Origin of the sequence: Flavobacterium micromati (genome assembly GCF_900129585.1) — a bacterium.
GTDB classification, from domain to species: domain Bacteria; phylum Bacteroidota; class Bacteroidia; order Flavobacteriales; family Flavobacteriaceae; genus Flavobacterium; species Flavobacterium micromati.
On the sequence record NZ_FQWF01000001.1, the window covers coordinates 42,650 to 64,246 of the forward strand.

General features: G+C 34.8%; 18 protein-coding genes and 2 riboswitches. Of the genes, 1 reads left to right on the forward strand and 17 read right to left on the reverse strand.

Annotated features, from left to right (window positions below; genetic code table 11):
• Window positions 1–248 precede the first annotated feature (248 nt).
• The 17 genes from BUB42_RS00205 to BUB42_RS00290 all read right to left on the reverse strand — a co-directional run bounded on the left by BUB42_RS00205 (window position 249) and on the right by BUB42_RS00290 (window position 19,750).
• Window positions 249–1,298, reverse strand: a complete 1,050-nt coding sequence (locus BUB42_RS00205) for a homocysteine S-methyltransferase family protein (RefSeq protein WP_073016049.1) — start codon at window positions 1,296–1,298, stop codon at window positions 249–251.
• 251 nt (window positions 1,299–1,549) lie between these two features.
• A riboswitch (SAM riboswitch) is annotated at window positions 1,550–1,672 on the reverse strand.
• A 93-nt stretch (window positions 1,673–1,765) separates the two neighbouring features.
• A complete protein-coding gene (locus BUB42_RS00210) occupies window positions 1,766–2,818 on the reverse strand; it encodes an NAD(P)/FAD-dependent oxidoreductase (protein ID WP_073016051.1) in 1,053 nt (350 codons plus the stop codon).
• A gap of 214 nt (window positions 2,819–3,032) precedes the next feature.
• Window positions 3,033–3,644, reverse strand: coding sequence for a precorrin-2 dehydrogenase/sirohydrochlorin ferrochelatase family protein (locus tag BUB42_RS00215; RefSeq protein WP_073016053.1), 612 nt, complete (start codon window positions 3,642–3,644; stop codon window positions 3,033–3,035).
• The gene (cobA, locus tag BUB42_RS00220; protein ID WP_073016055.1) at window positions 3,631–4,425 is read right to left on the reverse strand and encodes a uroporphyrinogen-III C-methyltransferase; all 795 of its coding nucleotides are present in this window, start codon (window positions 4,423–4,425) and stop codon (window positions 3,631–3,633) included. Before cobA ends, BUB42_RS00215 begins: the two co-directional genes overlap by 14 nt.
• On the reverse strand, window positions 4,415–6,508 hold the full coding sequence (locus BUB42_RS00225) for a nitrite/sulfite reductase (RefSeq protein WP_073016057.1): 2,094 nt from the start codon (window positions 6,506–6,508) through the stop codon (window positions 4,415–4,417). Before BUB42_RS00225 ends, cobA begins: the two co-directional genes overlap by 11 nt.
• Window positions 6,509–6,616: 108 nt before the next feature.
• Entirely contained in the window at window positions 6,617–7,861 is a 1,245-nt protein-coding gene (locus tag BUB42_RS00230) for a sulfate adenylyltransferase subunit 1 (protein WP_073016068.1), read from the reverse strand.
• A gap of 79 nt (window positions 7,862–7,940) precedes the next feature.
• Window positions 7,941–8,840, reverse strand: a complete 900-nt coding sequence (cysD, locus tag BUB42_RS00235) for a sulfate adenylyltransferase subunit CysD (protein WP_073016070.1) — start codon at window positions 8,838–8,840, stop codon at window positions 7,941–7,943.
• Between the two features lie 58 nt (window positions 8,841–8,898).
• Complete coding sequence (locus BUB42_RS00240; RefSeq protein WP_073016071.1) at window positions 8,899–9,636, reverse strand: phosphoadenylyl-sulfate reductase; 738 nt, start codon at window positions 9,634–9,636, stop codon at window positions 8,899–8,901.
• Window positions 9,636–10,538: a sulfite exporter TauE/SafE family protein gene (locus BUB42_RS00245; protein ID WP_139257254.1), complete on the reverse strand. Its 903-nt coding sequence runs from the start codon at window positions 10,536–10,538 to the stop codon at window positions 9,636–9,638. The genes BUB42_RS00240 and BUB42_RS00245 overlap by 1 nt, the downstream gene beginning before the upstream one ends.
• Window positions 10,539–10,649: 111 nt before the next feature.
• Complete coding sequence (locus BUB42_RS00250) at window positions 10,650–11,060, reverse strand: RrF2 family transcriptional regulator (RefSeq protein ID WP_073016073.1); 411 nt, start codon at window positions 11,058–11,060, stop codon at window positions 10,650–10,652.
• A gap of 131 nt (window positions 11,061–11,191) precedes the next feature.
• Entirely contained in the window at window positions 11,192–12,364 is a 1,173-nt protein-coding gene (locus tag BUB42_RS00255) for a trans-sulfuration enzyme family protein (RefSeq protein WP_073016075.1), read from the reverse strand.
• Window positions 12,365–12,466: 102 nt separating this feature from the next.
• A complete protein-coding gene (locus BUB42_RS00260) occupies window positions 12,467–12,898 on the reverse strand; it encodes an OsmC family protein (protein WP_073016077.1) in 432 nt (143 codons plus the stop codon).
• 498 nt (window positions 12,899–13,396) lie between these two features.
• Window positions 13,397–15,811, reverse strand: a complete 2,415-nt coding sequence (gene thrA / locus BUB42_RS00270) for a bifunctional aspartate kinase/homoserine dehydrogenase I (RefSeq protein ID WP_073016081.1) — start codon at window positions 15,809–15,811, stop codon at window positions 13,397–13,399.
• Between the two features lie 16 nt (window positions 15,812–15,827).
• Entirely contained in the window at window positions 15,828–16,790 is a 963-nt protein-coding gene (locus tag BUB42_RS00275; protein WP_244533848.1) for an alpha/beta fold hydrolase, read from the reverse strand.
• Between the two features lie 78 nt (window positions 16,791–16,868).
• A riboswitch (SAM riboswitch) is annotated at window positions 16,869–16,976 on the reverse strand.
• 228 nt (window positions 16,977–17,204) lie between these two features.
• Window positions 17,205–17,414 (reverse strand): hypothetical protein, encoded by a 210-nt coding sequence (locus BUB42_RS00280; RefSeq protein WP_073016083.1) that lies wholly within the window; start codon window positions 17,412–17,414, stop codon window positions 17,205–17,207.
• A 493-nt stretch (window positions 17,415–17,907) separates the two neighbouring features.
• A complete protein-coding gene (locus tag BUB42_RS00285; protein ID WP_073016085.1) occupies window positions 17,908–18,195 on the reverse strand; it encodes a hypothetical protein in 288 nt (95 codons plus the stop codon).
• Between the two features lie 262 nt (window positions 18,196–18,457).
• The gene (locus BUB42_RS00290; RefSeq protein ID WP_073016087.1) at window positions 18,458–19,750 is read right to left on the reverse strand and encodes an O-acetylhomoserine aminocarboxypropyltransferase/cysteine synthase family protein; all 1,293 of its coding nucleotides are present in this window, start codon (window positions 19,748–19,750) and stop codon (window positions 18,458–18,460) included.
• 562 nt (window positions 19,751–20,312) lie between these two features.
• On the opposite strand from BUB42_RS00290, the gene metK reads away from it, so the two are divergent.
• Window positions 20,313–21,563: a methionine adenosyltransferase gene (gene metK / locus BUB42_RS00295; RefSeq protein ID WP_073016089.1), complete on the forward strand. Its 1,251-nt coding sequence runs from the start codon at window positions 20,313–20,315 to the stop codon at window positions 21,561–21,563.
• Window positions 21,564–21,597 lie beyond the last annotated feature (34 nt).

Consider the following 21,597-nt stretch of genomic DNA (forward strand, 5'->3'; position numbering starts at 1 on the left):
CACGCGGTTTTGTGCTAACAACAATACTCTTTTTCTCATTCTTGTCATGCTGAGGAATGGGCACCATCTTGTTTCGCATTATTGTAATTCCACATTCTTGTTATTCTGCCATAGGAAGAATCTTTGTAAAGTGAACAACTTGATGAGATTGCTATAACTGTTCCCTAACGCTCGAATTTTCGTTAATTACAATGACAAAAGCACTTTTTTTATTCTCGAAAAAAGCTATAAATCTGCTCCCATTTTTTTTACATGGTTGCCGTTGAAACCCTCGGTTTATAATTCTTGGCGATATCTGCAATCAACTTAATATGTGCTGGTGTTGTTCCGCAGCAACCGCCTATGATGTTGACTAAATTGTCGTCTAAATATTCTTTGATGAATGCCTGCATTTGCTCTGGTGTTTCATCGTATTCTCCAAAAGCATTTGGCAATCCTGCGTTAGGATGTGCTGATACATTGAAAGAAGTATTCTGAGACAAAGTTTGCAAATACGGCTTCAACAAATCGGCTCCAAGAGCGCAATTAAAACCAACACTCAATAAGGGAATATGTGAAACCGAAACTAAGAAAGCTTCTACTGTTTGTCCTGAAAGTGTTCTCCCAGATGCATCGGTGATAGTTCCTGAAACCATGATTGGAATATCAATATTGCGCTCGTCTTTGACTTCTTCAATTGCGAAAAGTGCTGCTTTAGCATTTAACGTGTCGAAAATGGTTTCGACTAACAAAATATCGCTTCCGCCATCAATCAAAGCTTCTACTTGTTGCTTATATGCAATTCGCAAACCATCAAATGTTACAGCTCGGTAACCGGGATCGTTTACATCCGGCGACATACTTGCCGTACGGTTTGTTGGTCCTATGGAACCGGCCACAAAACGAGGTTTATCTGGATTCTTGGCGGTGAATTCATCGGCTACTTCGCGGGCGATTCGTGCGGATTCATAATTAAGTTCATAAACAATATCTTCGAGGTGGTAATCGGCCATGCCTATTGTTGTCCCTGAAAAAGTGTTGGTTTCAACGATATCTGCTCCCGCTTCAAAATAGGCTGCGTGAACTGCTCGAATCGCTTGCGGCTGAGTCAGCGACAATAAATCGTTATTGCCTTTAAGTGAATGTGGAAAATCTTTGAAACGTTCGCCGCGGAAATCCTCCTCCGAAAAATTGTAGCGTTGTAACATAGTTCCCATGGCTCCATCGAGTATGAGTATATTTTTTTTAATGGCTTCTTGGATGAGCTCCGATTTTCCGACAGGAACAACTCCCAAAATATCTTTTGAAATGGTTGACATAGCTTTTTATTACTTTAAAATCTCGATCAGCATCGCGATTTTTCTTTTGATTTATAATTACAAAAGTTCAATATATTAGCTCTTTAGCCCCGATTGCAGTGATATCCTTTTTTTATAAACCTTGCAAGGGTTTGTAAAAAAAGATATAGCGTAAAGCGGGAAAATTATTGGCAAAAAAGCCTAATAATTCGCTCTAAAAAATATAAAATGTTGTCGTGAAAAGTTTTGAGAAATACTTAGTAAGTATTCTTGTGTTATCTATCCTTGAATTACCGAAATAAATTCAATATCAAAGTAGAATGTAGCACCTTCTTTAAAGATAAAGGGTTGCTAAGGTTTCATTGGGTCTTTCCCTCCGCCTTTCGTGATAACGATCAATAAATATAGGAACACTGCAAAGTAAAGAAATAGCGTTAATAATTCCAAGTATTAACGCTATATTTTTTTACTGCTTTTGGTATAAGTTGTTAAACTATCGCTTTTACAACCGCTTTTGGCGCTTCTTTACGAGTTCCATCAAAGCCATCAACTCCTGAAACTGTGGTGTATTTCAAGACATATTTTTTACCTGGATTGATAATTTGATAAGCTGCTTGGCACATCAAAGTAGCTTCGTGGAAACCACAAAGAATCAATTTTAATTTTCCGGGATATGTATTCACATCTCCTATTGCAAAAATTCCTGGAATATTAGTTTGATAATCCAATGAGTTATTTACTTTGATTGCATTTTTTTCAATGTCTAATCCCCAGTTTCCTATAGGTCCTAATTTTGGCGTAAGTCCAAAAAGCGGAATAAAATAATCTGTTTCTATCGTTCTTCTTGCTCCATTTTCATCAAGAACAACTGACTCAATATGTTCAGCTCCATTGAGACCTACAACTTCGGCTGGTGTTATCAACCTGATTTTCCCAGCATCTTTTAATTCCTGTACTTTATCAACAGAATCCAATGCACCTCTAAATTCATTTCTTCTATGAATCAAAGTTACTTCGGAAGCAACATTTGAAAGAAAAATACTCCAGTCTAAGGCAGAGTCTCCACCACCTGAAATAACAACTCTTTTGTCTCTAAATTTTTCGGGGTTTTTGATAAAATACTTTATCCCTTTACCTTCATAAAAATTAATTCCGTCAATAAGTGGTTTTCTAGGTTCAAAACTTCCCAATCCTCCAGCAATAGCTACTACCGAAGCATGAATTTTTGTTCCTTTATTAGAGATAACAATAAAGCTTCCATCCTCTTGCTTGTCAATCGTTTCAGCACGTTCTCCAAGTGTAAATCCGGGCTCGAATTGCTTAATTTGCTCCATTAAATTATTCACTAAATCCCCTGCTAAAACTTCAGGAAATCCCGGGATATCGTAAATTGGTTTCTTTGGGTATAACTCTGATAATTGACCACCCACTTGTGGAAGTGCATCTAATATGTGGCATTTTAATTTCAATAATCCTGCTTCAAAAACTGCAAATAAACCTGTTGGTCCAGCTCCAATTATTAGTATGTCTGTTTTAATCATTCTTTATTTGTTTATTTATTTTCCCGTCTGCCTGCTGCAAAGGACGATCTGGCTTTGACGAAATTCGTTGTTGTTATTGTATTTAATGAATTATTTTTTTATCGTACAAAGTAAATACGATGTCTTTTAATTTTCAATGACAAATATCATAATATTACGTTTCAAAAAAAACACAAAGTTGTTATTAAGATCTATTACAATTTATAATGTGGTCTTACGTATTTTTTTCTGTTCCTCCTTGGCTGGCCAAAGAGACTTTTAATGCTTCTGTAATTTCATTCATTTTTTGTACTTTTTCTTCGAAATCCCCTTTCAAGGTTTTGCGATATTCATTCAAATTTTCAACCATTTTATTGATATCGTCTGGAATTACTTCCTCAAAAAATTCGCGCAATCGCTTGGCCGTTGTTGGTGACTTTCCGTTGGTTGAAATCGCAATTTTAACATTGCCTTTAGTTACAATTCCGCCCAAATAATAATCACATAATGGCGGTGTATCAGCAATGTTACAAATCAAGAATCTTTTTCTGCACAAATCATAAATCCTTTTGTTGACCTTTAAATCATCAGTACAAGCGATAACCATGTGGCGTTTACGAAGCATCCAGCGATTGAATTTTTTGTAAGTTAGTTTTACTGATAAATGACTTGCCGCCAAGGTTTCTAATTCAGGTAAAAATCGCGGTGCAACCACCTCAACAATTGCATTTGGACTTGATTTTAATAGAAATGACAACTTTTCTAAACCTACATTTCCTCCGCCCACAATAAGGGTACTGAGGTTTTGAAGTTTTAAAAATATTGGATACAGCTCATTCCTTTCCATAAACTAGCACCTTATTGTGTTGTGATTTCAATTCCGTGTAGAAAATGCTTCTTTTCTTACTATCTCCGACCACTTCGCCAATTACAATTATCGCGGGAGAACTTAAATTATTTTCAGCCACTATTTCTTGGATGGTGTCAACGGTTCCAATTCCGACTTTCTCTTGAGGTGTTGTTCCGTTTTGAATAATTGCAACGGGCATTCCCCCTTTAGATTCTTTTTGGAACAAAGCCACAATTTGATCTAATTTGCTCATTCCCATCAAAATAACGACTGTTGCAGTAGATTGCGCTGCCAAAGCTACATCTGCAGATAATTTACGTGCAGAAGTGGTTCCCGTTATAACCCAAAAGCTCTCTGAAACCCCTCTTTTTGTTAGCGAAATTCCTTGTGATGCGGGAACTGCAATCGATGATGAAATCCCAGGAACCACAAATGTAGGAATTCCGAAACTCTCTATGAATTCTATTTCTTCTATTCCTCTTCCAAAGATAAACGGATCTCCACCTTTCAGCCGAACCACATGACCATAAGTCAATGCATTATCCACAATTAATTGATTGATTTGGTCTTGCGTATATTCATGACAGCCTTTTCTTTTTCCAACAAATATTTTCAACGCTTTTTTAGGAGCATAGGATAAAAGTTCTTCATTTGCCAAAGCATCATACAAAACAACATTTGCTTCAGCCAATGCTTTTGCCCCTTTGATTGTCAGTAAATCGGGATCACCAGGACCAGCACCAACTAATGTGACTTGAGAATTTATTTTATTTTTCATCTAAAAGGTCTTTAGCTCTGAACGTTTCTATAGTTTCGAAAAAAGTGACTGCTTCGGCTAAATATTTTTTGGCGAAAGCCTCAGAAGGTTCATTTTGATTGATCTGAAATACTAGTTCTTTCAAACTGGTTTTTAAAGGAATTTTATTCGTTGCCACAAAAACAGTATCAAATAAATCGATTATTCCAGCTTGATGATTTGTTTTTTGATTTTCTGAAAGCAACAAAGCTTTGGATCCATTTACAAAACCTGCGTAAGCATGATAAATAGCATCCGACCATTTTTGTTCTGCGAAAGCTTCCTGCGCAAAAGTTAGTTTATCTTTGGCCTCTAATAATAAAGTTGCGACCAAATCAATAACTACACCCGCGCATTCTCCCACTCCCACCGCTTTTACGTAATTATCGGCATTTCCCCAATCAATAAAATCAGCTTCGGTAAGATTTGTTAAATGCGCTAAAGGTTTCAATAATTCGTAGAAATATTTCTCGCCTTTATCGTCATAATAGTTCAAGAAAGACAATCCGTTTGCATTCGCTTCAAAATCATTTAAGATAAAGCGCAATGCATCAGGTCCTCTTCGACTTGGAATTTTAATTACTTTGTCCGAAAAACGTCCTGCTCCGTTTCCTAAATTTCCTCCACCCAATAATACTTGAAGTGCCGGCGCCACTAGTTTCCCTGAATTGATAGACATTCCTTGGAAACCAATTTCTGCCATATTGTGTTGTCCACAAGCATTCATACAACCACTGATCTTAATAGTGATTTCTTTGTTGTTGCTGTATTGTGGATATTCTGCAGTTAAAACTCTTTCCAGTTCTACTGCGATTCCGGTGCTACTCGCAATTCCAAGATTACAAGTATCTGTTCCAGGACATGCAGTAACATCCGCCGTACTATCATACCCTATTGAAACCAAATCAAATTTGGCTAATTCTTGGTAGAAAAATTCCAAATTCTCTACTTTCACATTACGGATTAAAATATCCTGACGCAACGTAAAACGCAATTCGTTGGCTGCATAATTCTTTATTAAATCAGCCAATAATCTTGCTTTGTCGGTATAGAAATCTCCCAACAAAACTTTGATTCCAATAGCAACATAACCCGCTTGTTTTTGCAGGATCACATTTGTTTTTTTCCATTTTTCGAAAGCAGCGCTATCTTCAATTATAACTTTTGGTGCAATCAATAAAGGTTCAGGAATTGGTGCATCGAAATCTGTCGTATCGATTTCAACCACTTGATGTTGTAAGGCTAATTTCTCTTCGGCAACCAATTGTAGAAATTCATCTCGACCAATATCTTTAATTAAGAATTTCATGCGTGCTTTTAACCTTTTGGCTCTTTCGCCAAAACGATCAAATATTCGTAAAACGCCTTCTGTAGTTGGAATAATTTGGTTCACCGGAATGAATTCCGATAATAATTCAGCATGATTTGGTTGCGATCCTAATCCACCACCAAGCATTACTTTAAATCCTCTTTCTCCGTTTACAATTTTCGGAATAAATCCTAAATCATGAATAAAACTCAGCGCGGTGTCTTTATCTGAAGAAGAAAATGATATTTTAAATTTTCTTCCCATTTCTTGACACACCGGATTTCTTAATAAAAATTGAAACATGGCATACGCATAAGGCGAAACGTCAAACGGTTCGTCCACATCAATCCCCGCAGTTTCACTCGCCGTAATATTTCTCACGGTATTCCCACAAGCCTCTCGAAGGGTAACATCATCTTTCTCTAATTCAGCCCAAAGTTGTGGCGTTTTATCTAAACTCACATAGTGAATTTGAATATCCTGACGCGTTGTGATATGCAAACGCCCTGTAGAATACTCATCAGAAACTTTTGCAATACGCAATAATTGTTCGCTCGATACTTTACCAAAAGGCAATTTGATACGAATCATTTGTACGCCCTCCTGACGTTGTCCGTAAACACCGCGCGCTAAGCGCAGGCTACGAAAACGCTCATCATCAATTTTCCCATCACGGAATAAAGCAATTTTTCTCTCTAAATCGATAATGTCTTTTTGGACAATCGGATCCTCAATTTCGGTTCTAAAACTTTCCATAATATATTTGTTTTTCCTCCCCACAGCCCCCTCTAATGGAAGGGGAGCCGCAACTGAGAATTTATAATTGTGCTTTTTGTTCTCGAGCTGCGGCGGGCCTAAAGGGTTTTATTTTATAAAGCCAACTCCTGCCGTTGTGTTCGTTGCAACATCAATTAAAATAAAAGCTCCATTTGATTTGTTGTCATTATAGGCATCAAAATATATGGCTTTACTCAATTTAATATTTACTTCTCCTATTTCATTAATTGCCAATTGCGTTGCTGGAGTTGAACCTGAATAATCAGTTGCAATTACATTTTTCACACTTTCAATTTTCGCCAAAACTCGATTCGTATTATGCTGTATCAAATATTTTGTTCCAGCAACTAGTTTTTTACTGTCCATCCAGCAAACTGTGGAAGTGATCTCTTTTTCAATGTTAGGAAGCTCATTTGATTTTACAATCATATCGCCTCGTGCTACATTGATATCATTTTCTAATTCGATTGTGATGGAAGAACCTGCCGAAGCTTCGTTATATTTTTTATCGAAGAAATGAATATTAGTAACTTTAGATTCTGTCAAGGACGGAAGCACAGTAACTGCATCACCTACTTTTATTGCGTCTCCATATAATTTTCCTGCATAGCCTCTAAAATCATGGTATTCTTCGGTTTTTGGTCTGATAACCGTTTGAACTGGAAAACGAGCTTGACCTTTGTCATAAACATCTTTTGGTTCTAAAGCCTCTAGATATTCCAACACCGTTTGTCCATTATACCACGACATGTTTTCTGATTTGTCAACTACATTTCCTCCGTTAATAGCGCTTAAAGGAATATAGCTCACCGTTTGTTCTTTGAAAGTACTTTTAGCATTTAAAGCTTGGAAATCAGCTTTGATCTTATTGTAAACTTCCTCGGAATAATCCACTAAATCCATTTTATTCACCGCTACAATCACCTCTTTTACTCTCAATAAATTATTAATAAAAAAGTGACGGTACGTTTGCTCAATTACTCCTTTACGAGCATCAATCAAAATAATGGAAACCTGTGAAGTTGAAGCTCCGGTAACCATATTTCGTGTATATTCCACGTGACCAGGAGTGTCGGCAATGATGTAACTTTTTTTGGCTGTCGAAAAATAAATATGGGCTACATCTATAGTGATTCCTTGCTCTCTTTCGGCAACTAAACCATCTGTCGCTAAGGAAAAATCAAGATAATCATATCCTTTTTGCTTGCTGCTTTTTTCTATTGCTTCAATCTTATCTGTAGTCAATGATTTTGTATCATACAATAATCTGCCAATTAAGGTACTCTTTCCGTCATCTACACTTCCTGCTGTTGCTATTTTTAAAACTTCCATATTATTTATAAGTATTAAGATCGTAAGTGTTAAGTATCAAGATCGTAAGTTCAATAACTTACTTTTTATGTCTTACTCCTTAAAAATATCCTTGCTGTTTTCTTTTTTCCATAGCAGCTTCAGAACGTTTGTCATCTATCCTGGCTCCTCTTTCAGAAATCGTTGAAGTTCTAATCTCGCCAACTACTTCTTGAACAGTGGCTGCATACGAATCAACCGCCGCTGTGCAACTCATGTCACCAACAGTTCTAAAACGAACAATTCTTTCTTCGATTTCTTCATCTTCTTCTTGAAAAACAAAAGGAGAATGGGACCAGATTAATCCATCTCGCATAAATACTTTACGTTTGTGTGAAAAGTAAATTGATGGGATTTCGATTTGCTCTTGTTCGATATAACTCCAAACATCTAATTCAGTCCAATTAGAAATTGGAAACACACGAACGTTTTGACCATTTTCAATTTTTCCATTCAAAATATCAAACAATTCCGGACGTTGATTTTTTTCATCCCATTGACCAAAATCATCACGTACCGAGAAAATCCGTTCTTTAGCTCTTGCTTTTTCTTCGTCGCGACGCGCACCACCAATACAAGCATCAAATTTGAATTCTTCAATAGCATCCAAAAGTGTAGTTGTTTGCAAACTATTTCTACTCGAGTATTTTCCCGATTCTTCTACTACTTTACCTTCATCAATTGCATCTTGTACGTTACGAACAATTAGTTCCAAACCTAATTCAGCTACTAATTTATCTCTGAATTCAATTGTTTCAGGAAAATTATGTCCGGTATCAACGTGCAATAGTGGAAAAGGAATTTTTGCAGGGAAAAATGCTTTTTGAGCTAAACGCACCAATGTAATTGAATCTTTTCCACCAGAGAACAATAAAACTGGTTTGTCAAATTGAGAAATAACTTCTCTAAAAATGTATATCGCTTCGCTTTCTAAAGCGTTTGTATTTAATACTATGCTCATATAATAAGCCCCCTAACCCCCGAAGGGGGAACTGTTGGGGTATTTAATGGTTAATAATTTAATTTTTTTCTCTAATAATCCCCCCTTCGGGGGTTAGGGGGCTATGCAAACCGCATTCTTTATGACTGGATTCCCACCACCATCTTCCAGCTCTAATATCTTCGTCAGGAGTAATTGCTCTGGTACAAGGCGCACAACCTATACTTACAAATCCTTCTTTGTGAAGTGTATTTTGTGGCACTTCGTTCTTTTCTATATAATCTTGAACCTCTTTCAAAGTCCATTTTAATAACGGATTGAATTTGATGATGTCAAACTTTTCATCGTATTCAAAAAGATTTAAATCATTTCTGTTTTCTGATTGTTCTGCTCTTAATCCTGTAATCCAAATTTCATTTCCTTGCAGAGCCTTGGTCAACGGCGCAACTTTTCGAATAAAACAACATTCTTTTCTATTCTCTACTGATTCGTAAAAGCTGTTTGGACCTTTTTCATTTAATAGTGCTTCAACTGCAGGTGTTTCTGGAAAATAAGTTTTAATGTCTACTCTATATTTTTTCAATGTCTGCTGAAAAACATCATAGGTTTCTTGAAATAATCTTCCTGTATCGAGAGTAAAAATGGTAATTGGCAAATTATTTGTCGCAATCAAAGCCGTTATTACCTGATCCTCTTGCCCAAAAGAAGTTGAAAAAACCACTTTATCTTTGTATTCCTTGGCTAAAAAAGCAAGTGTTTCTTCTAGCGAAAAAGTTGCAGTTCTATTTAACAAAGTCTTTATAATTGCAATACTCATTATATTAATTTAGATAATGTTCGTAAACTCAAAACAATAATTAAAATTCCAACCAAAATCATCATCGGTTGTCTTTTGATTTTATTCACTAACAGAGCGGCAATTGGAGCGGCTATCACTCCTCCTAAAATTAATCCGATTATCACTTGCCATCCTTCAATTCCTCCAAAAATCATAAATGTAATTCCGCTAGCGAATGAAACTGCAAATTCCGCTGAATTAACAGAACCGATGGTATAACGAGGATTTCTGCCGTTTCCCAATAAAGTTGAAGTCACTATTGGCCCCCAACCGCCTCCTCCTACAGAATCCATAAATCCCCCAAAAGAGGCCAAAATACCTAAGCGTTTAGTTTTCTTTTTTATAATATTTTTTTGCATTCCTTTTCTAATAATGATGCAAGCTAATACAATCATATATACAGCAATAAATGGCTTAATCACATCGCCATCAATAACATCTGACAATAAATAGGCTCCAATGATTGATCCTAAAACACCTGGTATAAGCAAGTGTCTCACTAATTTTTTATTGATATTTCCAAATCGGTGATGTGAAATAGCCGATGCACCTGTGGTAAACATTTCAGCTACATGAACTCCTGTACTGCTCACCACTGGAGGCACTCCATACGCCAGTAAAAAAGAAGTTGAAGTTGCTCCATACCCCATTCCTAAAGTTCCATCTACCAATTGTGCAAAAACACCAATGGAGAAAAAGATTAAAAACTCAGTATTAAATCCCCCTACAAAACTATTCCATGAGAATTCAGCGTGATGATTATAAATCAAAGTCGCAATTAATCCCACCAATAAAAGAACAGGAACTGTCACCCACAAACGCTCTTTGACGCTTGTTTCGATTTTTGCGGCAATATTATTCTCTTTTAATTCCTGACTCATTTTATCTATCAACTTAATTAATTAAAATCTATTGCCCTATCGGAATAGTAGATTATTGCACAAAAGTAAAGATTTTAAATTAACTACAAAATTTATTTTGTGATAAATTGTCTAAAAAGCAATGTCCGCCAGCGTATTGTTTTCCAATATCATAAGTGTATTGTCGCGGACTTCTGTCATTAGCTTGCGCACTGCGCAAGTAGCTTCATCGGAGCAGTCGGCGCAAGGCTCATAAAAATTGTGGCTGGCACAAGGAAGTAATGCAATTGGCCCTTCGAGAATTCGATAGACATGAGCCATGTTAATATCTTTAGGTTCCTTGATTAAATAATAACCGCCACCTTTTCCTTTTTTGGCACCTAAAAATCCGGAGTGACGCAATAACAACAAAATGCTTTCTAAAAATTTCAACGAAATATTTTCACTTTTTGCAATATCAGCAATTGCGATTGGCGTACTGTCCTTTTGACGTGCCAAAAAAGTCAAAGCCTTTATTCCGTATTTTGTTTTTTTAGAGAGCATTTAAGTAGATTTATGATTGTTAAATGAGGATTAACGATTTTAGATCTTGAAAAATCATAATCCTGTTTTTTAACAATACAATTTTATAGCCCAAATCTACAATCTAAAATCGTTAATCCCAAATCTAAAATCTACGAAAGCGCCTGCTCTAAGTCGGCTATTACATCTTTTACAGTTTCTAATCCTACCGATATGCGGACTAAACCATCAGTAATGCTTACCGCTAAACGTTCATCAACTGATAATTTACTATGAGTTGTAGATGCGGGATGCGTTACAATTGTTCTAGTATCCCCAATATTAGCGGAAAGCGAGCACAATTGTATTTTGTCTAAGAAAGCTCTTCCTGCTTCTAATCCGCCTTTAATTTCAAAAGCAATAATATTTCCTCCTAAAAGCATTTGCTTTTTAGCGATTTCATATTTTGGATGTGATTTCAAGAACGGGTATTTTACACTGTTCACATTAGGATTCTTCTCTAAAAATTCAGCAACTATTAATGCATTTTCGCAATGTTTTTCTAAACGAACTGCTAGTGTTTCCAAACTTTTGGATAAAATCCAAGCATTGAATGGAGATAAAGCTGGACCTGTATTTCTAGAAAACAAGTAGATTTGACGTATTAAATCTTCACGTCCAACAGTAACACCGCCTAAAACTCTGCCTTGACCATCAATTAATTTAGTAGCCGAATGAATCACTAAATCAGCTCCCCATTTTACAGGTTGCTGGATATAAGGAGTTGCAAAACAGTTATCAATTACCAGAATTAAATTGTGCTTTTTAGCAATTACGCTCAACAGCTCCAAATCAATAATATCTACTGCTGGATTCGTTGGAGATTCAGCATATAGAATTTTAGTATTTGGCTTTATGAAACTTTCAATAGTTTCTGGCTCATTAATATCAAAATAAGAAGTTTGAATATTCCATTTTGGAAAATAAGTCATAAACAAAGCATGCGTAGAACCAAATACACTTCCTGCGGAAACGATATGATCGCCCGCATTTAACAAAGCTGCAAAAGTAGAAAACACAGCTGCCATTCCAGTCGCAAAAGCATAACCGGCTTCGGCACCTTCCATTTTGCATATCTTTTCTACAAACTCACTCGTATTGGGGTTGCTAAAACGGCTGTAAATATTTCTATCTTTTTCTTCCGTAAATGAAGCGCGCATGTCTTCAGCATCTTCAAAAACAAAACTAGATGATAAATACAAAGGAACAGAATGCTCCTGAAATTGAGTTCTTTCTAGTTGGGTGCGGATGGCTTGGGTTTCAAAACCGAATTCTGAATTGTTCATAATATATAAGCCCCCTAATCCCCTAAGTGGGAATTATTGCGGAGAATTTAATTGTTAATAGTCTGTTCTTATTTATTATCAATTTTCTAATTGACAAATTTTCTAATTTTCTAATTGTTTACCATTCAAAACAACTTTATAATGTATCGTGGCGGTTGGCTCTAATGTTTTAGAAACCGAACAGTATTTTTCAAAAGATAGTTGTGCGGCTTTTGCAGCTTTATCTTCTTTGATGTCGCCTTCTAAGTAAAAAACGATATGAATATTTTTAAAAGGTTTTGCCTCTTCTACTTGCACCCTCTCGCCTTCAACCTCAGCTTTGAAAGACGTAATTTCTTGCCTTTGTTTTTTTAAGATCGAAATCATATCAATGGCGCTACAAGCCGCAACACTCATCAATACTAATTCCATCGGACTCGCGCCTTTATCGTCTCCACCAAATTCGGGACGGCTATCCACATTTACAATATGTCCTCTTTCGTTTTTCAATTCGAAATGGAAGTTGTCATTTACTCTGTTTAATGTTACTTTCATAGTATCCCCTCCCCAACCCTTCCGCCGCGGCGGAAAGGAGCCAAGACTGGAGGTACGTCCCTTTTTTATTCATTTACATTCTTATAACACCAATAGAAAAAGCAATATTGAGATGAGGTAAAATATAAAATTAAACCATCCATCAATAAATAAGGACTTATCCATTGTCCAAAATGTATCAACACTGTTTCTTTTAAACGTGAGGTAGAAAATTTTACTTAGACCGTAGTAGATAAGTTGCACAATCAACGGAACAAATAAAGAATTGACTGCTGTGTCTTTACCAATATTGTTAAACAAACAAATTGATGCAATTAAAAACAATAGCACATTTACTACCAAAAGTCTAATAAACCAGATTCTACTGTCCAATTTACTTTTATTAAATACAAATACAAGAGTAACATTCATCCCAATTAAAATAAAAATAATATTCATATTGATGTTGTCTATTTTTCAATCTAAAATCAAAAATCGTTAATCTACAATCAAAAATCACTATCCTTTATCCGACAATCTCAAAAGATCACCAAAAACTCCCCTTGCGGTTACTGCTGATCCTGCGCCCGCGCCTTGAATGACTATTGGTCGATCTCCATAGGATTCGGTATAAATTTCGAAGAATGAATCAGACCCTTTCAAGCCGCCCAGAGCTGTATCTGAAGGTACGGAAACTAATTTTACTTCTAATATTCCTTTGTCATGTTGTAAATCTCCTGATAATTCTCCTATATATCGCAGGACATGATTTGGTTTTTGGTCTGCTTTTATTTTATTATAAATAGGATCAAATTCCTTTAATTTATTTAAGAAGTCAGCAACATTGCCTTCACGTAAATGTTCTGGAATAAGATTTTGAATTGCAATTTCATCAAATTCATTTTGCAAGTCTAATTCTCTCGCTAAAATCAGTAATTTTCTACCTACATCGTTTCCACATAAATCCTCTCTTGGATCCGGTTCTGTGTATCCGTTGTCAATTGCTTCTTTCAAAATTTCGCTAAATGGAACATCTTTTGCAGAGAAATTATTAAATAAATAACTTAAAGTTCCTGAGAAAACACCCTTAATTTTCGTGATATTTTCTCCAGAAAGATGCAGTAATTTTATCGTGTCAATCAATGGCAATCCTGCTCCCACATTAGTTTCATACAAATAATTTTTCTGGTTATCCGCTAAGGATTTTCGTAACTCTTTGTAAAACCCATAACTCAGGGTATTCGCAACTTTATTAGAAGAAATTAAATCAAAACTACTCTCTATAAGTGGAACATAATTCTTCACAAAGGTGGTGCTAGCGGTATTATCTATAGCAATTAAATTTTCTAAGTGATGTTCATTTGCATACGCGATTACATCATCAATTGTATAAGAAAACCCAGTGTTTTGAATTTCATTTTTCCAGTTTGTTGTTACTCCGTTTTTGTCTAATAGAATATTTTTAGAATTAGCAATTGCAAAAACATTCAGTTTAATATCTTTCCTTTTTTCTATTGCTTCCGCAGATGCTAATATTTGATTTATCAAAGTTCCTCCAACTAATCCATGACCAAAAATGGCAATATTAATCTTCTTTGAAACACCAAAAATCTCACCGTGAATCACATTTAGCGCCTTGTTCAACTGCGATTTATTCACAACCAAACTTACATTTTTCCCCGATATAGTATTGTTAAAAAGAATAGGAATAATTTTGTTTTTAATCAGTGCAGTGTAAGGCTTGTGAAAAGTGCTCAAATCCTGACCAATGATTGAAATCACAGAAACATTATCAGTGACCGTAATTTTATTAACGTCCTTAGAGTAAAAATCACTTTCAAATTCTTTCTCGAGTTCCATCATTGCTTTTGTCGCTTTATCAGCGGCAACCACTAAGCCAATTCCCCTTTCAGAAGATCCTTGCGAAATGATACTTACGCTAATATCATTATCGCCCATCACTCTAAAAATTCGAGCATCGACTCCGGTTTTTCCAAGCAATCCACGTCCTTCCAAATTTACCAATGCCACGTTTTCTAGCACTGAAAGCGTTTTAATTCCTTCTCCTTCCGCTTTAGAAGTTATCAAAGTTCCCTTATTTTGATAATTGAAAGTATTTAAAATACGAAGCGGGATGTTTTTTTCTAATAATGGAATTATGGTTTTAGCATGCAGAATTGTTGTCCCAAAATTCGCTAATTCATTCGCTTCATTAAAAGTTAAATGATCAATCTTCTTTGCATCAGAGACTAAATCAGGATTGGCTGTATAAATTCCGTCCACGTGCGTGTAACTTTGCAATTCTTCTGCATCTAGATAATTAGCTAATAAAGATGCGGTATAATTGCTACCGTTTCTGCCTAAGGTAGTTGTGTCATTATTACTATTAGAACCAATGAATCCAGTTACAATATTCACCGCAGCATCACTATTTTGCCTGAAATATTGAATAACATTTTTCTTCGAAAGTTGCTCGAGCGGTTGCGCATTTCCAAATTTAGAATCGGTTTTTATCAGTGTTCGAGTATCTGTGAAACGAGCTTCTATCCCATTTTTAATTAAAATAGCTGTAAGTAATTTGGCAGCAAGTACTTCCCCTTTTGATAAAACCTGATCTTTTATTTTCTCGCTATAATCACCAATGATACTTACTCCTTCAAATAATTTTTCTAAAACGGCAAATTCCTCTGTTAAATCTACATCTCGATAATCGTCTTGCTGGTACTCTTTAAAAGTTTTGAAAAGAGGTTTGTAATTATGGTTTTTTGACGCTAAATCTAATATCTCTTCCAGTTCATCAGTCGCGTTTCCTCTTGCTGATACGACAACTGCAATTTCTTCGCCTTCATTAATTTTGTCTGTAATAATAGTAAGTACTTTATTTATTCCATCGCCATTCGATAAAGATTTACCCCCAAATTTTAATATTTTCATTGTGTTGTTGTTTAGTCTAAAATATATCCTTGAGCAAGTTGTGTAATTGTTGATATTCGATCAAAAAAGCATCGTGCCCATGAATGGAAACCAATTCTTGATAGCTAACATTATTTTTGATTCCCTTTAATTCTTGATAAGTCAATTTATTTTGATCGGCAGTAAAAAACAAGTCAGAATCAATTCCGATGATGTGAATATCAGCTTCAATCTTGGAAGCTATGATCTCAAAGGTTTCTTTATTTCTAGTTATATCAATAGTTTTGAGTAGTTGATTCATCATTTTATATGAAGAAAGCTGAAAACGTTTTTGTAATTTCTGTCCATGATGTAGCAACCAACTCTCCACATTAAAAACTGCTAATTCATTATTGGTTGTTCGCTCAAATTTGGCTGTAAAAGATTCAGGAGTTCGATAACATAACATCGCATGGATTCTAGCATCTTCAATTGGTTTTGAAGAGTTATTTAAGATTTGCTCTTGCAAAAAGCAATTTGCAATCATCCAGTCTGTCGATTTCCAGTCGGTTGCAATCGGGATTAAATGTCGAGTGATTTTTGGTTCTAAAGCTGACATTTCCCAAGCAATTCCGCCACCTATAGAGCCACCTAGTATAGCATAAAGTTGTTTTATTTTAAGAAAGCGAATTCCCTCGAGAAAAATTCTAGCAATATCCCTAGCTTTAAAATCCTGATAATTTTCTATTATAAAACCATCAAAACCATTTCCAGGAACGTTAAATGCGAGAACTGAATATTTAGCCGTATCAATTGTTTTGTTTAGTCCAATCAAATCATTCCACCAACCGTTTTCACCTATTATTTGTGAATTTCCAGTGAGTGCGTGATTGACCAAAACAATTGGCGCAGAATGCAGCGCTGGTCCAAAAACTTGAAAACTTAAATTTAAGGTAGCATAAAAAGCACCATTTTCAGTGGTGAAATTATTTATTATAATAGATTGTTGTTTATTTTCCAATTTCAAATCTGTTATGATTTTTGATTTGTGTCTGGAAATATTAGAAAGAAAGCTAGCAGTAATCTAGACAAATTCTTAGTGTTATCTGCCCACGTGAAGCGTGGTAGAATGCAGCACCTTCTTCGATAAATCGAAGGGTTGCTAAGGCTTCATCGGGTCTAATCCCTCTGCCTTTCTTTATAACATTTCAATACGTTTGTGAACTTATGAATGCAAATTAAGCACAATTTTTTTTAACAACCAAATTTTTATACGCAATCGAAATAGCTGTCTTTTTTATCAAAAGATAAAAAAATAAATGAAAATTGTCGTCTTGACAGGAATTTGAAAAGATATTTTTCTATTCAAGCTCGTCAAAACGACAATTTGAAAACTTCTACTAGAAATTTCATGTCTGGAAATGATTCCGATTGGTTAAATGAACAGCGCATCATTTTCTTCAGAATACATTAAAAAAAGTAATGAACTAGATACGATTTTTTGTTGCAAATCATCATTTTTTGAAATTTCAAATCTCGGGTGAATCAATTTATTTGATTCCTGACTGATTTCTTTTGAATTACTTCGAGAAGTAAAATTCTTAAAACGCCTGAACGGCCTGACGAAAAAATTAGTTGCATTCATAACTGTTTGTTTTTAGATTGATAATTTGTTTTGTTCGTGTTACATTTAAATTTAATTACAAGCATTTATAAAAGGAAAAACCCTTTTAGAGCTGAATCCAAAAGGGTTTTAAGTTGTGCTATTAACTTATACTTTTGGCTGTCAACATACGTAAAAACTCCCTATGGCATTTACGCAAGTCAAGTTTTTGACTGAGATAATAATTCCTTTCTGTGTCATATTTTTATTCATGGCAAACTATTCTTTTTTTCTAAGAATGTATTTTAATTGTTCAAATTCAAAAAAAAAGCTTTCCGTTATTTGGGAAGCTTTTACATTATAATTTTGACATAAAATTATTTGGTAAGCGACCGGCAGGATATATAACAAAATACTTTAAACATTAAACGAATTTTAGAATTGATTTCCATTTTTCCTAATTTTAAATATTAAAATTGTTTCTAATATATCCGATAAGAATATGTTTTTTACTCTCCTTAAAGGAAGTCTTTTGTCAACTTATTGTATTCATATTAATGAGCCTTTTAATTTGGTCATCGTTTAAACAATTGTTTTTGTGCGCTTTATTAATTCGCTGTTTTAACGCTTCCCGTTTTTGTTGCATGTATGGGTATAATGATAATGAAATTTTATTTCCTGCATTTGATTTTTTATAATGCAATTTGTATTCTTTTATATAATTACCATAATCATCGAGATACTTATTCCATTTTTGATTCCCTTTTCTATTTTCTTTTTTGGCTTTGTTCTTAATTACCATCAGCTGTTCATTTGTTCCCATAAGATCATTATTTACAAAATTAGTTCGTTGATTTTATTGTCAAGATTGTAGAATTAGGAATATTAATACAATTTTTGCATAATTTTATTGTTGAGCAAATTTAATAAATCTGCTGCCTTAAAAACTTATAAAATTATTTATAAAACTTACACAACTTTGTCATTTGCAACTTTATTATCTAATTTTTCAATGTAAAAAAATTTTGTTTAATTCAATAAAATCCGTTTGATAAGAAAATGGAAATCACTACGAAACCTATTGTTTAGACAAGCTGAGATTGTTTAACACTCTCGAAAACTACTTTCAAATCATCGATTAAATCTTGAATATCCTCCAGACCTACAGACAATCTAATTAAATCTTGCGAAACGCCCGTTGCTATTTGCTCATCGGCAGATAATTGCTGATGCGTTGTGCTTGCTGGATGAATTATCAATGATTTGGTATCTCCAATATTGGCCAAAAGCGAAAACAGCTTAGTTTCATCAGCTACTTTTTTAGCGGCTTCAAATCCTCCTTTTAATCCAAAAGTAACAATACCACTTTGTCCTTTTGGTAAATATTCTAGCGCTAAATCGTAATATCTATTTGATTTCAACCCAGGATAATTTACCCAAGCTACCTCATCATGATTTTCTAACCAAGTTGCTAATTTTAATGCATTTTCACTATGTCGTTGAATTCTTATCGGTAAAGTTTCTAAACCCTGAATGATTTGGAACGCATTAAACGGACTCAAAGCTGCGCCAAAATCGCGCAATCCTTCAATTCGAACCTTGGCAATAAAAGCAGCTTGACCTAAAGCTTCATGATATATTAATCCATGATAACCAGCGGATGGCTCTGTAAATTCTGGGAATTTCCCATTAGACCAATCGAAATTTCCTGAATCAATAATAACACCTCCCAGCGAAGTTCCGTTTCCTGTTATGTATTTCGTCAAAGAATGAATTACAATATCAGCTCCATACTGAATTGGATTTAATAAATAAGGAGACGCAACGGTATTATCAACCATCAGCGGAACTTTGGCAGCTTTGGCCTCAGCCGAAATACTTTTTAGATCTAAAACATCTAGTTTTGGATTTCCAAGTGACTCTACAAAAATTGCTCTTGTATTTTCCTGAACAGCACTTTTAAAATTGTTAGAATCAGATGGATCAATAAATGTGGTTGTAATTCCAAGTCTAGGCAAAGTGACTTTTAGTAAATTATAGGTTCCGCCATATAAACTATTTGAAGCAACGATATGATCTCCGGCTTTCAATAAAACTAGTAAAGCAGTTGAAATTGCTGCAGTTCCAGATGCCGTGACTACAGCTCCTATTCCGCCTTCGAGTGCAGCTAATCGTTGTTCTAGAATGTCATTAGTAGGATTATTTAATCTAGTGTAAATAAATCCAGGCTCAGCTAAGCCAAAAAGATTTGCAGCATGATTAGAATTATTAAATACATAAGAACTCGTTTGATAAATGGGTACAGCTCTAGTTCCTGCATTTTTTGTTACGTCATGTCCTGCGTGTAATGCGTTTGTTTCAAATTTTTGTGTGCTCATAATTTTAGATTTTAATTTTAATTAGTTTATTGTTGTCAGTTATTTGTTTGTGAAAATTGATTTTTGTTTTAACACATGGCTTCGATCGTAATTTTAGTTCATAAAAAAACCCCTACTTTTAGCAGAGGTTTTACTGAAGTGTTTTAAATTTTAAAACTATTTTACAGCATGCTCTGCGGATGACTCCGACATTATGCAACACATTTTCATCATGATTGAATTCATTTTTAATTTTTAATTGAAACAAATTTGCAAACTATTTTTGAGTTAACCAAATAAAAATCAATTTAATTTACAAAGCCCATCGATTAAGTAGACTATGTTAAAAAATCTTTAATTACATTAAAAAGACAAAAGATTAATTTACAATTCAAAATCGTTTCATACATTTGCACCCGAATACAAGAGGAAAAATTTGAACTGATTGCAACCTCTTCATAATGAAAACTATTCATTGTGAATACTGAAAATCTTCAGTAGAAAAAATGCTAAAGCAGAAACTCTCCTTTAGCCCTTTTCAGCAATTATTTTTCCTCGTTTAATTTTAAAAATAATATTTATTATGGCTTATTTATTTACGTCAGAATCTGTTAGTGAGGGACACCCAGACAAAATTGCAGATCAAATTTCAGATGCATTAATTGATAACTTTTTAGCATTTGATGCTAATTCCAAAGTAGCTTGTGAAACATTAGTAACTACTGGTCAAGTAATTTTAGCCGGTGAAGTAAAATCAAATACGTACTTAGATGTACAACATATTGCTCGTGAAGTCATCAGAAAAATTGGTTACACGAAAAGCGAATACATGTTTGAAGCTAATTCATGCGGCATACTTTCGGCAATACACGAACAGTCTGCCGATATTAATCAAGGTGTAGACAGAGCTAATCCTGAAGAGCAAGGCGCTGGTGATCAAGGAATGATGTTTGGTTACGCAACAAATGAAACCGAAAATTACATGCCATTGGCGCTTGATTTATCGCATAAATTATTACAGGAATTAGCTGTTTTAAGACGTGAGAATAATGAAATCACCTATTTACGTCCAGATGCAAAATCTCAGGTAACTTTAGAATACAGTGATGACAATAAACCAACACGTATTGATGCAATTGTAATTTCGACTCAACACGATGATTTTGATGAAGAAGCTATAATGCTAGCAAAAATTAAAAAAGATCTTGTTGAAATTTTGATACCTCGAATAATCGCAAAAAATCCTGCACATGCTCATTTATTTAATGATGCTATTCAATATCATATAAATCCAACTGGGAAATTTGTAATTGGTGGACCACACGGAGATACTGGACTTACAGGAAGAAAAATTATTGTAGATACGTATGGAGGAAAAGGAGCTCACGGTGGTGGTGCTTTCTCTGGAAAAGATCCAAGTAAAGTAGATAGAAGTGCAGCTTATGCGACACGTCATATCGCTAAAAATCTAGTTGCAGCTGGTGTTGCCGATGAGATTTTAGTTCAGGTTTCGTATGCTATTGGCGTAGCAAAACCGATGGGTATTTTTATAGATACGTATGGAACATCAAAAGTTAACTTAACTAATGGAGAAATTGCGAAGAAAGTAGAAGCTATTTTTGATATGCGTCCTTACTTTATAGAGCAACGTTTGAAATTAAGAAATCCAATTTATAGCGAAACTGCGGCTTACGGCCACATGGGTCGTACGCCAGAAACAGTTACAAAAACATTTACCGCTCCAGGTGGATTAACTAAAACAGTTACAGTAGATTTATTTACGTGGGAGAAACTCGATTTTGTAGATCAAGTTAAAACCGCTTTTGGATTGTAATTCAATAGATACTTAAATTAAAAAAGGGGATTTT